Annotated in this window: 13 protein-coding genes; 4 read left to right on the top strand and 9 right to left on the bottom strand. The window is 64.6% G+C overall.

All coding sequences use genetic code 11. The features are described 5' to 3' along the window. Positions 1 to 220: 220 nt before the first annotated feature. Together AB0F52_RS32665 and AB0F52_RS32660 are read right to left on the bottom strand one after the other, a co-directional pair. A complete protein-coding gene (locus AB0F52_RS32665) occupies positions 221 to 721 on the bottom strand; it encodes a TIGR02391 family protein (RefSeq protein ID WP_360179441.1) in 501 nt (166 codons plus the stop codon). Next, complete coding sequence (locus AB0F52_RS32660; RefSeq protein ID WP_360179439.1) at positions 718 to 1,416, bottom strand: DUF5343 domain-containing protein; 699 nt, start codon at positions 1,414 to 1,416, stop codon at positions 718 to 720. Before AB0F52_RS32660 ends, AB0F52_RS32665 begins: the two co-directional genes overlap by 4 nt. A gap of 544 nt (positions 1,417 to 1,960) precedes the next feature. On the opposite strand from AB0F52_RS32660, the gene AB0F52_RS32655 reads away from it, so the two are divergent. Beyond that, on the top strand, positions 1,961 to 3,430 hold the full coding sequence (locus tag AB0F52_RS32655; RefSeq protein WP_360179437.1) for a hypothetical protein: 1,470 nt from the start codon (positions 1,961 to 1,963) through the stop codon (positions 3,428 to 3,430). Here the strand turns inward: AB0F52_RS32655 and AB0F52_RS32650 are convergent. Both AB0F52_RS32650 and AB0F52_RS32645 read right to left on the bottom strand, forming a co-directional pair. After that, complete coding sequence (locus tag AB0F52_RS32650) at positions 3,400 to 5,217, bottom strand: recombinase family protein (protein ID WP_360179435.1); 1,818 nt, start codon at positions 5,215 to 5,217, stop codon at positions 3,400 to 3,402. The genes AB0F52_RS32655 and AB0F52_RS32650 overlap by 31 nt on opposite strands. Before the next feature lie 965 nt (positions 5,218 to 6,182). Continuing rightward, positions 6,183 to 6,563 carry a peptidase inhibitor family I36 protein gene (locus AB0F52_RS32645; RefSeq protein WP_360179433.1) on the bottom strand — a complete coding sequence of 127 codons (381 nt, stop codon included), beginning with the start codon at positions 6,561 to 6,563 and terminating at the stop codon, positions 6,183 to 6,185. A 230-nt stretch (positions 6,564 to 6,793) separates the two neighbouring features. On the opposite strand from AB0F52_RS32645, the gene AB0F52_RS32640 reads away from it, so the two are divergent. Beyond that, positions 6,794 to 9,061, top strand: coding sequence for a helix-turn-helix transcriptional regulator (locus AB0F52_RS32640; protein WP_360179431.1), 2,268 nt, complete (start codon positions 6,794 to 6,796; stop codon positions 9,059 to 9,061). 5 nt (positions 9,062 to 9,066) lie between these two features. After that, positions 9,067 to 9,543, top strand: coding sequence for a GNAT family N-acetyltransferase (locus AB0F52_RS32635; RefSeq protein ID WP_360179855.1), 477 nt, complete (start codon positions 9,067 to 9,069; stop codon positions 9,541 to 9,543). Here the strand turns inward: AB0F52_RS32635 and AB0F52_RS32630 are convergent. Both AB0F52_RS32630 and AB0F52_RS32625 read right to left on the bottom strand, forming a co-directional pair. Further along, a complete protein-coding gene (locus tag AB0F52_RS32630; protein WP_360179429.1) occupies positions 9,533 to 10,027 on the bottom strand; it encodes an NUDIX domain-containing protein in 495 nt (164 codons plus the stop codon). The two genes, AB0F52_RS32635 and AB0F52_RS32630, sit on opposite strands and share 11 nt — an antisense overlap. Then, the gene (locus AB0F52_RS32625; RefSeq protein WP_360179853.1) at positions 10,024 to 10,395 is read right to left on the bottom strand and encodes a phosphotransferase; all 372 of its coding nucleotides are present in this window, start codon (positions 10,393 to 10,395) and stop codon (positions 10,024 to 10,026) included. Before AB0F52_RS32625 ends, AB0F52_RS32630 begins: the two co-directional genes overlap by 4 nt. On the opposite strand from AB0F52_RS32625, the gene AB0F52_RS32620 reads away from it, so the two are divergent. Further along, positions 10,345 to 10,794 (top strand): hypothetical protein, encoded by a 450-nt coding sequence (locus AB0F52_RS32620; RefSeq protein ID WP_360179427.1) that lies wholly within the window; start codon positions 10,345 to 10,347, stop codon positions 10,792 to 10,794. The two genes, AB0F52_RS32625 and AB0F52_RS32620, sit on opposite strands and share 51 nt — an antisense overlap. 56 nt (positions 10,795 to 10,850) lie before the next feature. Here AB0F52_RS32620 and AB0F52_RS32615 read toward each other — a convergent pair whose 3' ends face one another. The 3 genes from AB0F52_RS32615 to AB0F52_RS32605 all read right to left on the bottom strand — a co-directional run bounded on the left by AB0F52_RS32615 (position 10,851) and on the right by AB0F52_RS32605 (position 12,960). Next, positions 10,851 to 11,465 (bottom strand): GNAT family N-acetyltransferase, encoded by a 615-nt coding sequence (locus tag AB0F52_RS32615; RefSeq protein ID WP_360179425.1) that lies wholly within the window; start codon positions 11,463 to 11,465, stop codon positions 10,851 to 10,853. Positions 11,466 to 11,806: 341 nt separating this feature from the next. Then, the gene (locus AB0F52_RS32610; RefSeq protein ID WP_360179423.1) at positions 11,807 to 11,977 is read right to left on the bottom strand and encodes a hypothetical protein; all 171 of its coding nucleotides are present in this window, start codon (positions 11,975 to 11,977) and stop codon (positions 11,807 to 11,809) included. Between the two features lie 62 nt (positions 11,978 to 12,039). Further along, entirely contained in the window at positions 12,040 to 12,960 is a 921-nt protein-coding gene (locus AB0F52_RS32605) for a radical SAM protein (RefSeq protein WP_360179421.1), read from the bottom strand. Between the last annotated feature and the right edge of the window lie 252 nt (positions 12,961 to 13,212).

The raw sequence follows: 13,212 nt of genomic DNA, 5'->3' as shown, positions 1-13,212 counted from the left end.
TCCAGTGACCAACTCCATGTTGTAAGCGTTCTCGAACGTCTTCTCCTCAAAATCTGCAACGACCACCGGCTTAGCATGCCGGACCAGCCAGTGTTTGCCAAGAGTTGGTGAAGCCGCACTCCAGGCGACAGTCGCAAACTCGCGCAGCCAGGAGGGGGGCGCATCAAGCTTGCTTCGTACCCTGGGCTAATACAGTGCGGATTTCTCCCGGTCGCTGCCTCTAACGAACATTGGCAGCGTCAAGTCGGCGCAGTAGGAGAGAGGCGAGTGCTAGATAATCCATAGCCTCATCGGGGGTGTCGCCGATGTCGACTTCGTGACCTCTTGGGTTGCGAATGCCAGCTGCTGCGCCAGCGAAGATGGACTTATAGCCGCGCTGTTCATCGATTTCGGAGTCGGTTCCAAGATTGTTTAACTTGATTTTTGCGTTGCTCTCATTGAATGCCTCCATCATGAGGGCGTAACCCGTCTTGCCGCGGAGGCCGCTGATTCGCTTAACCTCCTTCTCGATGAATTTGAAAGCTTCGAATACTGCCTGCTCCCAATGTCCATCATCGAACAGTTTACGCACTTTGCTTGGCAGCTCGGGGTGGATGTTTCGTAGTTCAAAGGGGTGAGGTTCATTGCGCTCGGTGATCTCGATGTGAGCGTTAGATCTGTTACTATATTCTGCGTCGATGGACCGCGTGATGTGCTCAAATCGATTAAGTGATCCGCTCACGACATCAAGTGCTTCCTGATGCTCGCGAAGATTGCGTCATATGTTTCGGCGTCACCTCCGGGAGGAAGGTTGACCTCTATGCGGACAGTTAGTCCTACATCCTGTCCGCCTACCGCCTTGCCTTCGGGCTCGCCGCGTCCGTTGTTCTGATCGATTGGGGGTTTCGGTTCCTTCTTCGTTGTTGTCGCTGTCTTCTTGTTGCTCGTCTTTGTATTCGCGCCATTCGGAGAATTCGTAGACTTGGAATTTGGATTTGTCCGAATGCCACGAAGTTCTCCGTGTCCTGCGAGTGCGGCGAGGGACTGGAAGGTTGTTGCTTGCCGCTTGCCTACTAGTTCTGAAGTCTTGTCGGCTGCTCGGAACCAGTGAGCCAGAACGTCACGCTCAGCGTCAAAGGTGTCGTTGCCCATCTCTTCGAATAGCTGAGAGTACGCGCTGCGTAAAGCCTCCTCGAGGCCAGCTTTGAAAGAATCGTCGTTTCCGTAAAAATAGCCGGTCTTATCTTCGACGCGATTACCCTCCTCGTCGATAAGGTCGAGAAACCGTAGAATGGCAATGACATAGGACTCATTCGCGGAAGCGATCTTGAACCGCTGGAGGTAGCCTGCATCCACCTTGGGTGGAAAACCTTTGCGAAGCTGTGTAAAAGTCGCGACGACCGGACCTTGTCCGGAAATATACGGATAGTTTGGCATCGTGTTCCTCCTTGGCTCAGGTGGCCCGTAGACTACTCGCTGCCTTCGACAGACGATGCGTAACTCGCCGACTCGCATGGTGCCGTGTCGCGCGAACGAGTGTGTTTCAGCGCTGAAGTTGGCTATCGCGGCTGAAGCGGTAGGTTGTCGCGGCCCCGTAGGTGAACATTGTTAACCAAGCCCCGGCAGTCGAATCGTCGCCGGAAAGTCGGACACTTCAACGGGCGAGCCACGCGGACCCGAGGTCTGTCCGTCGTCCCGCTCCTCAACGGACATCATCCAGTCGATGCCTGCTGTCAATAGGGCTCAGAGCGAGCAACTAAGCGTACCGTGATCAAATCGATAGCATCACGTGTCTGTGGCGCGAGCGCGACCATGCGCTGGTCAAATTGGGTCGGGGGGCGCTGAAGCTCGGCCTGGACCCTGCATTCGGGAGCTACCTGTCTGCGAGATGTAACGTATTGAGACGTCCGACGACACTTGCGGTAGTTGGTGCCCACTCGCGAGGGGATGTCTGGGTGGCCCAGGTCAGGGAGGAGGTCGGGTGACGGAGATTGTGCCTGCTGGCGGTAGTGGCGAGATCCAGGTGTTCGGAGAGCTTCAGCGCTTTGAGCAGATGCTTTTGGAACAGTTAGCCAATGCGGGACTTCCTGTGGATGGTGTGCTGGTTGAACTTGAGGAGCGAGAGCAAGCGCTCACGACCCTTGGTCGAGCGCTGTCCCGGCTGCCTGTTCAGGACCGTGGCGACTCCTATTACGTAAGTAAGATGATCGCGGCGGCTGCTGCAGGCTTGTTCGATGCCGCTCTTAATTACTTGTGGAATGAGACTGTTGGTGAACTCCGCCGACGGGTAGCTAACTACGATCTGGCGTACTTCTACGAGATTGCTGTGCCCTCTCCGGACCGGCGAAAGCATCTGTCGTCAGTTGAGGACCTTACAAAGGTTGACGACATCGACTTGCTGCGAGCGGCGCTACAGATCGGACTCCTCTCGACGTCCGGTCATGCTCAACTCGACCACATCCGGTACATGCGAAACTATGCCAGTGCGGCACACCCGAATCAGGTTGAGTTGACCGGCTTACAGTTGGCAGCTTGGTTGGAAACGTGCATCCGCCAGGTCATTACTCTCCCGTACGACACTATTACCGCTGAAACTAAGCGACTACTTGCCAATGTGAAGGCTGCTCGCATCGATCCGGTCGATGTGCCGCTGACTACAGCATTCTTTGAGGACCTTCCTCCGGAACGTGCTGACTCTCTGGCGGCCGGATTATTCGGACTTTACGTGGCGGCCGACCGTACGCCATTGATAGCTGACAACGTGATTCTGCTATGGCCTGACTTGTGGCCTTTCGTTAGTGAGGATGCTCGACGGGCGTTTGGACTGCGCTACGGTCGGTTCACTGCCAGTGCGGATATCGCGCAGGCGAAGTCTGCGCGAGAGCTATTGGAGTTGGTTGCTGGTATTGCTTACCTGCCGGAGAAGGAGTTGGCAGTTGAGATCGATGCCTCCCTCGATGCGCTGGGTGCCGCGCACCACGGGTTCAACAACTTTCACACCGAGCCGGCGCCGGCTCGCGCGGTCGCAGCGCTGATCGGCGCGCGCGGCGAAGTGCCAGCTGCGGTGGAGCCCAAGTATCTTCGGACACTCGTCGATGTTTTCCTAGGTAACCAGTACGGCGTTAGTTGGGCTGCTGAAACGATTTACAGGGACCTAGTGGAGCGACTTGACACTTCGCAGGCCGGCGTTGCGCTACGCAGCTTCATGGATCCCACGATCTCGGTTAAGCTCTGGGCTCAGGTTGGGCGGCAGCGGTGGGATGCGCTGCTAGACATCCTTGAGCCCAAGTTGACCTCTTCGGCCGACCGAGCGCTAATGGCGGCCGTCCGGGCGTTTACAGGAACCCCCGACAAATTGGCTAGCGATTCCAATATTGTTCGACTGGCTGAGGCAGCCGCGCCGCGGCGGCGAGCGACTCCTCAGCGGCCGCTACCGCGTGGGCGGCGCTGAATCTGCGTATCCTCAGGCCGAAAGGCTGAGGCGACGAGGCTAGCTTCAGTTGGTGGACGCAAAGGGGGCTGTGCGCAAAGCTGCCCGCGGCTCGATGTCGCTAACGGGTGAGCTCGATGCGGGTGATCAGTGTGCAACTCGCCCCTCGGACACTTCCCATAACCCCAACTGTGCGCATCGAGACTAGTCTCGATGCGCACTAGTCGTTTTCCGGGGTGGTAGGTCGCGTGCAGCTGGAGCTGCCGGTAGACCTCCGCTTTGCGGTCGGTGTCGGCTGCGGCTAGCACGTTCCGGATGTCGCCCAGCCGCTCGATCAGCTCGGCTATCTGCTCCTTGGCGAGCCGTTGCGGCAGGGGGCGGGCGGCGAGGCGTGCCTTGGCCTCTGCGCGGCGGGCCTGTGTTTCGGTGATCCAGGCGGTGACGAGCTTGGCGTCGGCTCCGGCTTCGAGGGCTGCGCGGTGGCGTCCGAGTGCTCGGTCGCATTCCTCGACTGTCTTGGCGGCGGCTGCTGCGCCGGGGTCGACGTCGGGTTCGGGTTGGGCTGCATAGAGGTCGTCGATGGTTTCGTCGAGGCGGTGTGGTGCGAAGCAGGTGCTGAGCCAGCTGTCGAGCGGGCCGATGAGGTCTCGTTCGGCGAGGCAGACGTTGCGGGGGTGCTCGGTCTTGTTGGCCAGCCCGTATTCGGTGGGGTAGCGGCAGCGGTAGAAGAGCTGGTCGCGGCTCTTCTGGCCCTGCATGCGACGGCCGCAGACGCCGCAGTGCAGCAGGCCGCGCAGGACGTAGCGGTGCTGGGTGCGTGTGCGTTCGCGGGTCTTCCGACCGGCGCCTTTGGCCGCGGCGATCTCCTGCGCTTGCTGGAAGGTTTCGATGTCGATGATCGGTTCGTGGACGATCTGCTCGGAGAAGATCCATTTGTCCCGGGTGTTCCAGCGCATCTTGGTTTCGTGGCCGAGCCCGACGTCTTCGACGTCGATGAGGACTTCGTCTTTGCGTTGCTTGTTCCAGACCTGGCGGCCGGTGTAGCGGGGGTTGGTGAGGATGACACCGACGGCGCCCTTGGCCCAGGCGCGGCCGGTGCGGTGGCGGTTGCGGGCGGGGTCGTTCATGGATGGGCAGGGGATGTCGTCACGGGTCAGCGCTTCGGCGATGGCCAACTTCCCACGGCCGCCGATGTACTCGGCGTAGATGCGCTGCACGATCGGCGCGGTGGCTGGGTCGGGTTCGAGGCGCCGCAACCGTTTGCCTTCAGCGGCTTTGGCAGGGTTGGGGTGCGGTCCGGCGTCGGCGAGCTGGTAGCCGTAGGGTGGTCGGCCGCCGAGGAAGCGGCCCTCGACGCTGGCTTGGGCGGCCATGGCGGCGCGGACGCGGATCTTGATCCGGTTGCGTTCGCCCTTGCTCATCCCGCCGAACACGGACATGACGAGGTCGTGCGCTTCGGATTCCGGCTCGATCGCGCCGCCGACTTCGGGCACCCAGAGGCTGACGCCGTAGTGGACGAGGAGGGGGAAGGTGAGTCCGTATTGGTTGCCGTAGAAGGCGCGTTGGGGTTCGCCGATGACGACTGCGTCGAATCCGCGGTCGCTGTCTCGCATCGCGGCGAGGAGTCGGGTCGCTTCGGGGCGCCTCTTCCAGGGGATTGAGCGTGATTGCCCGATGTCGAAGAATTCGGCGACGATCTCACCGTGCTTGTCGACCAGCGCCTTGGCCCGGGCCAGCTGCCAATTCCGAGATGCCTCGGGGTCCTGCTGGTCTTCAGTGGAGACTCGGCCGTAGAACGCAAACCGCATGATCAGGCCGCCTTGTCCGCGTCGAGCAGCAGCCGAAGCAGGGCGCCGGCGGCACCGTGCGACAGCGTCGGCGGGGACGTCGGCAGCAGCACCGTGGGTACGACATCGTCGCGTCGACGACCAGGGCGAGGGCGACTGCCGGCGGCGTCCTGGCGCGTCGGTGGTCGTGAACGGCGAGGTGCTGCGCTTGATCGCGGAGAGGTGTTCGGAGAAGTCGTCATGTCCGCCTCAGGGCGTGGTCGGTGTGTACGGATCGTCCACGACACCGTCGTAGCGGCCAGAGCGGAAGTACCCGCTCAGGTCGACTTCGACGGCGCGCGTCTCGACGACCAACTCCGCCCGAGGAGCAGCAAGGAGACGCCACGACATCAAGTTGTAAGGATTGTCTGGTTCGACGGCGGGTGGCTCTGTGTGATCGCCTGTAGTTCGTAGGCCACTGGCGACACGTCTCTGACCAGTGAGAACAGTGCTGGTGACCCCCACACTACCAGTGAGGGTCGATCATGGCCCTGACCTGCGGCGATAGAGAATCGCCTAGTGGAATGGTGCGCTTGATCGCCGTTTTTTGCAACTGTGTGTTGTTGAGTGCAGTTGTGACAGGGGGTTTGCCCCAGCTGTGCCCCAGTGAAATCGGTGAGAGGACCGCCTGCTTTCGTTTCGAACTAATGTGCGGTCGGCACGGGGCGGCAGCGCTACGTCCGTTCGGCCGCGAAGCCGACCAGCGGGCAGCACATGGTGGTGCGCCCGGCCCGGGCAGGTCGTCGCCTTGGTCACCACGATCGTGCCGATCAAGGTCCGCGAGACCGACCGTGTTCGGCGACCCGGCGTCGGTACGCGGCCACCGGGTGGCCGGATGCCGGTTCTTTCACCAGCGCGGTTTCCGGTCCGGCCCCGGCCCGCGAGGTCGCCGAAGGTGCGGCCGGTAGCCGCGACTCGTCTCGCCGCCACCGGCCGCAACGGGTCACTCAGCAGGGCTTGATCCCGTCGACGCCGTCGGGGACGTTGTAGAACGACGCTGGGGCGTAGGGGCGGCTGTCGTAGGCCTGGGAGTAACCGATCGGGATCCAGTTGGATCCGTTCCAGTTGTAGAAGGTCGCCACCACGTGGCCGGTCTGGTTGTTGATGAACGAGCGGACCTGGTCGGATCCCCAGCGGGAGCCGATGTTGTCGATGACGCCGCACTTCCACGAAGGGGTCGTCGATCCCGTGAAGTTGAAACCGTTGTAGACGCAGATGTTGCCGGAGGCGCAGTAGGCCGCGGGGGCGGCGTCGGCCGGCGTGGCGCCGGTGATGCCGACACCGGCGCCGAGCGACGCGATGGTCAGTGCCAGGATTGCTCGCTTCACGTTGAACTCCTTCATTGGTTGCATTTCATACACTTTTTTCGGTTCGTAATGCGATTCGCGATGGTGCTTGGGGGTGTGGTGTCGAATTGCTGATTTTGCGTCTGATCCGGATAGCTCGACAGTCCTATGATCGCGTTGCGCCGATGGTGGGACCAGGACACGGACCGGCAATGTATGGCCGGTGAGCGCGCTACCCTTCGGGTCTGGGTCGCGACGTGGGGAGGTCGGGCATGGGGGACCAGGACTGCGCTTCGCTGCGCCGATACCGTCAGCGCGCGGCGTTGACCCAGGAGGAACTGGCCGAGCGATCCGGGGTATCGGTCAGAACGATCCGAGGGCTGGAGAACGGGACGCGGCGCAATCCCCAGCTCGACTCGCTACGGCGACTGGCCGACGCGGTGAACCTGTCAACCGAGGAACGGGAGGAGTTGGTGGCATCAGCCCTGGGCCTGGGCCCGCAGACCGCGCCTCCGCCCAGCCTGCCAAGGCAACTTCCTGCGCTACTACAGGGGTTCACCGGTCGAGACACGGAACTGACCGCTCTTACCGCCGGTCTCGACACAGTCGTTGGCACGTCCGAGACGATCATGATTACCGTCGTCGCCGGACCCGGTGGGATCGGCAAGACCGCGTTGGTCGTGCGGTGGGCGCACCAGCATGCAGACCGCTTCCCCGACGGGCAGTTGTTCGTCGATCTCTGCGGCTTCAGCCCCAACAGCAATCCGGTCGGGGCGCTGGCCGCATTGCGTGGATTTCTCGATGCACTCGGTATCGACCCAGCCGGCATCAGCGGTGGCCTGGCCGAGCACGCTGCCCGCTACCGCAGCCACGTCGCCGGCAAGCGGATGCTGATCGTGCTGGATAACGCTGCCACAACCGACCAAGTGATTCCGTTGCTACCGGGTACACCCACTTGTACCGTGCTGGTCACCAGCCGCAACACCCTCACAGCGTTGCTGCACCGACACGGTGCCCGACACCTGACGCTGACCGTCTTCGACGACGACGAGGCACACGCGCTGCTCGCGCGCCGCCTCGGCAATGAACGTGTGGCTGCCGAACCCGACGCCGTGACCGACCTGGTCATGTTGTGTGGCCGCTACCCGCTGGCTTTGGCCATAGTGGCTGCTCGGGCGCACGCCGCCGGTGCGGACATCCCGCTGGCAGAGTTCACTGCGGAGCTTCGCGAACCGGGCCTGGACGCATTGGACGACAATGATCCCACCGCCAGCCTGCCCGCCGTGCTGTCGGTTTCCCTGCGTGATCTCACCGCGCAGCAGAGCACGCTGTTCGCCTTGTTGGGGGTCACCCCAGGCCCGGACATCAGCCTGCCCGCCGCGGCCAGCCTCATCGGCTTGTCCATTCCCCGGACACGAGCGGTGCTGCGCGTTCTCGTGGACGGGTCACTGCTGGACCGCGGACCTGCCGAGCGGTACGGCATGCACGACCTCGTCCGTGACTACGCCGGCGCCACCGCCGACCGCCAACTCACCGCAGACAACCGGGCGGCGGCGCTGCGGCGGGTGGCCGACTTCTACACCCACACAGCACAAGCCGCGGCCAATCAACTCCTGCCACACCGGCCGATGATCGTGTATGCCCACCCCGCACCGGGCAGTCACCTTCACTACCTCGGCGACGCACGCGCCGCGACAGCCTGGTTCGACCAGGAGTACGCCAACTTGATCGCCGCTCAACACATGGCGATCGATCGGCATTGGCATGACACCGTGTGGACGCTGGCCTGGGCACTGACCAGCGTCCACCTTCCCCGGGGCCGTCTGCGCGACGAATTGGAAGTCTGGAAGGCCGGAGCGCAAGCCGCCGCGCACCTGCCTGATCCCGCGGCACAGATCTTCGCGTATCGCCACCTCGGCCGCGCGTGCGTCGAACTGGCCCATCATCAGGAAGCGGCTGACCATCTCCACAAGGCACTGGACCTGGCCCGGCGCCACCGTGAGCGAATCGAAGAGGCACACACACATCGCGTGATCGCACGGGCCTTGACACTGCGCGGAGACGACCGGAACGCACTGGACCACGTCACCTGCGCGGTGAACCTGTATCGCGATCTTGCCCAGCCGGTGTGGGAAGCCGACGCCTTGAACCAGATGGGGTGGTTCGCAGCCAGCCTGGGAGACTACGATGCCGCTCGCGCCCACTGCCAAGCCGCCCTCGACCTGCACCAGCAGCATCAGAACACCGAGGGCGAAGCCAACACACTGGACAGCCTCGGCTACCTCGCCCACCAAACCGGGTGCCACGCCGAAGCCATCGCGCACTACCAACAGGCCCTCGACCTCTACCGCGGCCTCGGTAACACCTCGGACTACGCCAACACCCTTGACCGGCTCGCTCGCTCCCACTTGGCAATCGGCCGGCATGATCATGCTCGCGCGGCTTGGCAGGAGGCACTGCATCTGTTTCGTCAGCAGCGGCGCGACGAGAAAGCCGCTCGCGTGCAACAAGATCTCGACGCCGTAGGTTGGCGACGGTGAGCCTGATGTTCGAGGTTGCCTGTGCGTACCGGACTGTGATCATGTCTAGTTTCCGGAAAGTATCTTATCTCGACCACGCCCGGCGCCTCGCCGAGTGGGCGCACCTCGACGTCACGGTCCAGCATGCGCCTGGCACGGCCCCGGGCGACGGGCTCGTCCTGGTCGCCCGTCCGCCGGCCGCGGGGTCGCTGGCCGGTCGGATCGAACTTCATCTCGACGGCACGGAGGTCGGCGCCGTGACCGCCAGTCTGTGCGCGAGCTGCCGGACGGGCACCCTCGACTACGTCCACGTCGCTGCTGGCTACCGGCGCCTCGGCTTCGGCCGCACGCTAGTGGCTGCCGCTGTGGCTCGTGCGCCGTCCTATAGGTGGACGGCGCCGCTGCCGGACGGCCCGGTGGCGCAGTCGTTCCGGGCCCGGATCGCCATGCGCCGAGCTGCTCAGCGATGCGTCCACGTCGGCACAGTGGATCTCACGCGGTGAGTTCGAGGGGAGCGAGCGGAAGACGGTTGTGCAGGAGTGCCTGCAGGAGGTCGGGCAGCTCGGCGGGCAAGAGCTTGTCGCGGCAGGCCGAGAGCCCGGCGGCTGACCACCAGCGGCGCTCGATGAGGCTGGCACGTTCGTTGGCGGTGTGCCGAAGGGCGACCTGCGGCGCGTCGTGGTCGGTGCGGGCCAGGTAGACGTGGTCGAGGCGGTGGTGTTGGCGGCCGCGGTAGGTGAAGCGGCTTTCGCGGGTCCAGAGCTTGCGGCCGATCTCGTCCAGAACGAGTCCGGTCTCCTCGGTGATCTCGCGCCGCGCTGTGTCCTCGAGCCTCTCGCCGGGGTCTTGACCGCCGCCGGGGAGTTCCCACCAGTGGTGGCCGGGGTCGTCGGGGTCGCGGGCGTGGATGAGCAGGACCTCATCGGCGGAGTTGAGGAGCAGGACGCGGGCGCCGACCCGCAGGGGTGGTTCGTCAGCGGTGTTCATGAGCCTCGGTGGGTCAACCATTGGTTGGCAGCGTTGCGGAGTGCGAGCTTCCACGGCTGCGGATCGTCGGTGGCGATGTTGGTCCAGAGGCGAGAGTTGACGGCGACGAACGTGTCGAGTCCGGTCGGCGGGACGCGGCTCCAAGTGGGAAGCTCTTGGGCCCAGCTTTCCGCGGCGGCGGGGGTGTGGCCTTCGGCGATGAGCCAGAGTGCGGCGCAGGCAGGGTCTATCCAGGGGGCGCCGAGGGTCGGCCAGGCCCAGTCGACCAGCCAGGCTTGGCCGTCGCTGATGAGGATGTTGTTGGGGTTGAGGTCGGTGTGCAACAGGTGCTCGCCGGCGAGCAGGGCCAGGTCGGCGTCGTCGGCCAGGCCGGTCCACCGTTGTTCGATGCGGGGGAGCGGCAGCGGTGGTGGTTCGAGTTCACCCAGCCGGGCGAGGGCGGATGCGAGGCCGACGAGGTCGGGGGAGCCGGGGGAGAGGTCGGCGGTGCGGCCGGGGAGGTGGTCGAATCCGAGCAGGTCCCAGCCGGCGGTGTTGAGGTGCTAGCGCAGCCGGGGTGCGATCCCGGCGGTGTGGGGTGCGATGGCGGCTTCGCGACGCAGGCTGCGGACACCGGGATGGTTGTCTCTCATGCCTTTGACGAATACGGCGGCGTCGGCTGTGTGCAGCACGGTGGCGAACGTGGAGTTCAAACCTGTGGCGATCGGTTCGAGATGACGGATTTCGCCGATCTCGGCGGCGATCGCGGCGCGCGTCGCAGGGGGTAAGGAGTCGAGGGTGACTCGGTCACGGGTGCCCATGGACGCCCCTGTGCCGGGCTGGTTCACGCAGCCACCGCGCAGGTGAAGCCCAAGGTGGTCAGCCCCTCGGTGCAAAACAGAGCCTCCGACGACCCTCCAGTAGCGGCCTGCAGTACCTGGTAGCGCGCGCCGTGCTCGGTGCCCCAGGCGACGGCGGCGCGCCACAGGGAACGGCCGTGACCGTGACCGCGGTAGCTGGGGGCGACCCCGAAGTACTGCGGCAGCAGAACCTGTGCGCCATCGCGATCGGCCATGACGGCGAGCGGACCGATCGCTCCGATGACCATGCCGTCGTCGATGGCGGCGAGGATCGGGCCGTCGACGCGGCGTTCGTGCCAGCGGCGGCCTAAGAACCCGAGCCCGGTTTCCGGTACCTGCCGGGCCAGGTGGACGAACGTGTCCTGAATGGACGGAGGGCAAGTATCGAGCTCGCGGATCACATCGGCAGTACTAGTTGTGTCGTCCTGGTTGAACGTCTTGAGCAGGACCCTGGTCGCTGGGGCGGTTTGCGGTGGTTCGGGAGTGAACCAGATGACGCGGCCGGCCGCGGCGCCGTAGGCGGCGCACCATCGTCGGGTCGTCGCGCGTAGGGCTGCGGTGTCGGGCTCGGCGGGGCTGTAGACGTGGGTTTTGATCATGCCGGTCCCGCGGTGGGTGAGCGTGGGGATGATCGTGAGGTCCGGGCAGTGGACGATCTCGTCGACGAGGACGGTCTCGGACTTGGGTTGCCGACCAGCGGCGCTCCTTGTCGAAGGGCAGCATCTCGCCGGTGCGTGCAGCGGCGACGACTTCGTCGAAGAGTTCCGGCTGGAGCGTGTCCGGGTGTACCGGTCCCAGGGTGGGGACGACGGGCACCCGCAGGACGCGGCGCAACCAGGCAGGCCGGAATCGCATTCCGGCACGCTACCCGCCGGCGTCAGGCCGTTCGGTGACCCCCGGCGGGAGACGCGCCGGAGGTCACCGAGCGGGTAGACGTGCGCTAGTACGGGTTGTCGTCGCCGGCGTTGCAGCTGCATTTCGACGACTCGACGAGATCGTCCAGGTGCTCGATGAACTCGATCTCGGCCGGTCCCTTCGGCGCCTCGAGCGGCATGGGGATGGTGGTGCCGTTCGCGTCGCGTCGTTCGAGCGGGACGAGGACAGCGGTCATGTTTTCCTCCTCTCGGTTGATCAGTGCTGGCAGTAGGCACTCAGCGGGGCCTTGGCTTTCCGTTAGAGGGTGACGAGCGGCATGCAGGTGCCGCAGCTGCCCTGCAGCTGGCAGCCGGTGCAACCGCCCTGGCGCAGCAGAAGCCGGTCCGCGATCCCGCCCAGCTGCGCCAGCCCGGCCAGGCCTTCCTCGAGGAGGGGGATCTGGGGGTCGCGCCCGACTTTGCAGATGCTGGCCATGCCGTGCGGGTCGACGTGGAAGAAGGTGTGGCCGGCGTTGCAACCAGTGAACGGCTTCCGCTTGCGCAGGTACTCCTGCGACTGGGCTGGCAGGCTTTCCGCGCCGCCGTAGATGGTGGGCGACATGTTGGAGAAGACGTGGTGCGGCAGCTCGTAGCGCTCGGCGAGTGCCTTCATCGCGTCCAGTTCGTGGGCGTTGTGCTGGGTGACGATGAGGTTCAGGTTCAGCGGTAGTCCGGCCTCGTGGGCGGCGGCCAGACCGCGGGAGAACTTCTCGAACGACCCACGACGGCGGGTCAGCCCGTCGTAGGCCTCGGCGGTGGCGCCGTAGACGCTGATCGTGAGCCGGTACGGCCGGTACCGGGTGAGCAGTTCGAGGATGTCGGGCTGGGCGAGGCGGGAGCCGTTGGAGGAGATCGACAGCATCATCCCCAGCTCGAACGCTCGCTGGTAGACCTCCGTGAACAGCTTGTCGATCAGCGGTTCGCCGCCGGTGAGCTGCAGCCACAGCACGCCGGCGTCCGCGAGCAGCTGCAGGAGACGTTCCCGATCCGGCCAGGACAGGCCTTCGAAGCGTTTCAGGCCGAGGTAGCAGTGCTCGCAGTCGTAGTTGCAGCCCAGGTTCAGCTCGTAGGAGGCACGGCCGTAGGCGTGGTCGGACGGGCCGCGCACCAGGGCCACGTGGTTCAGCGGGCGGCCGGAAAGGTCCAGGTCCGGCCAGCGGCGGTGCGCCGCGTCGACCAACCAGTCCGGACAGAGCTGTCCGAAGGCGACAGCAAAGACGGCGGCCGCCTTCTTACTCGGCGTGCTGGTGTTCTCCGCCTACGCACAGCAGAGCGGTGCACCCCATGTCATGTCGCCGAAGCGGAGCCGGCTGTTCATGGCGAGCGCGCTGTCTAGGTGTATTGACCACGGAGGTTGGGTACAGGGCGACACGTGATCGGATGATCTTGGTGTGGGGGAGGGCCTCCGGGTTCGGTGTGGATTGCGACATCT

The sequence above is a fragment of the Amycolatopsis sp. NPDC024027 genome (genome assembly GCF_040638975.1).
In the GTDB taxonomy this organism is placed as follows: Bacteria; Actinomycetota; Actinomycetes; order Mycobacteriales; family Pseudonocardiaceae; genus Amycolatopsis.
The sequence above is the reverse complement of the archived record's forward strand: the minus strand, read 5'-3'. Positions and strand labels throughout refer to the sequence as shown.

Bases quoted from the DNA above. Each gene is read 5' to 3' on its own strand.
- AB0F52_RS32640 (WP_360179431.1), top strand. From the start codon at position 6,794: ATGGGGGACCAGGACTGCGCTTCGCTGCGCCGATACCGTCAGCGCGCG.
- AB0F52_RS32610 (WP_360179423.1), bottom strand. From the start codon at position 11,977: ATGACCGCTGTCCTCGTCCCGCTCGAACGACGCGACGCGAACGGCACC.
- AB0F52_RS32615 (WP_360179425.1), bottom strand. From the start codon at position 11,465: ATGATCAAAACCCACGTCTACAGCCCCGCCGAGCCCGACACCGCAGCC.
- AB0F52_RS32635 (WP_360179855.1), top strand. From the start codon at position 9,067: ATGTTCGAGGTTGCCTGTGCGTACCGGACTGTGATCATGTCTAGTTTC.
- AB0F52_RS32630 (WP_360179429.1), bottom strand. From the start codon at position 10,027: ATGAACACCGCTGACGAACCACCCCTGCGGGTCGGCGCCCGCGTCCTG.
- AB0F52_RS32660 (WP_360179439.1), bottom strand. From the start codon at position 1,416: ATGCCAAACTATCCGTATATTTCCGGACAAGGTCCGGTCGTCGCGACT.
- AB0F52_RS32650 (WP_360179435.1), bottom strand. From the start codon at position 5,217: ATGCGGTTTGCGTTCTACGGCCGAGTCTCCACTGAAGACCAGCAGGAC.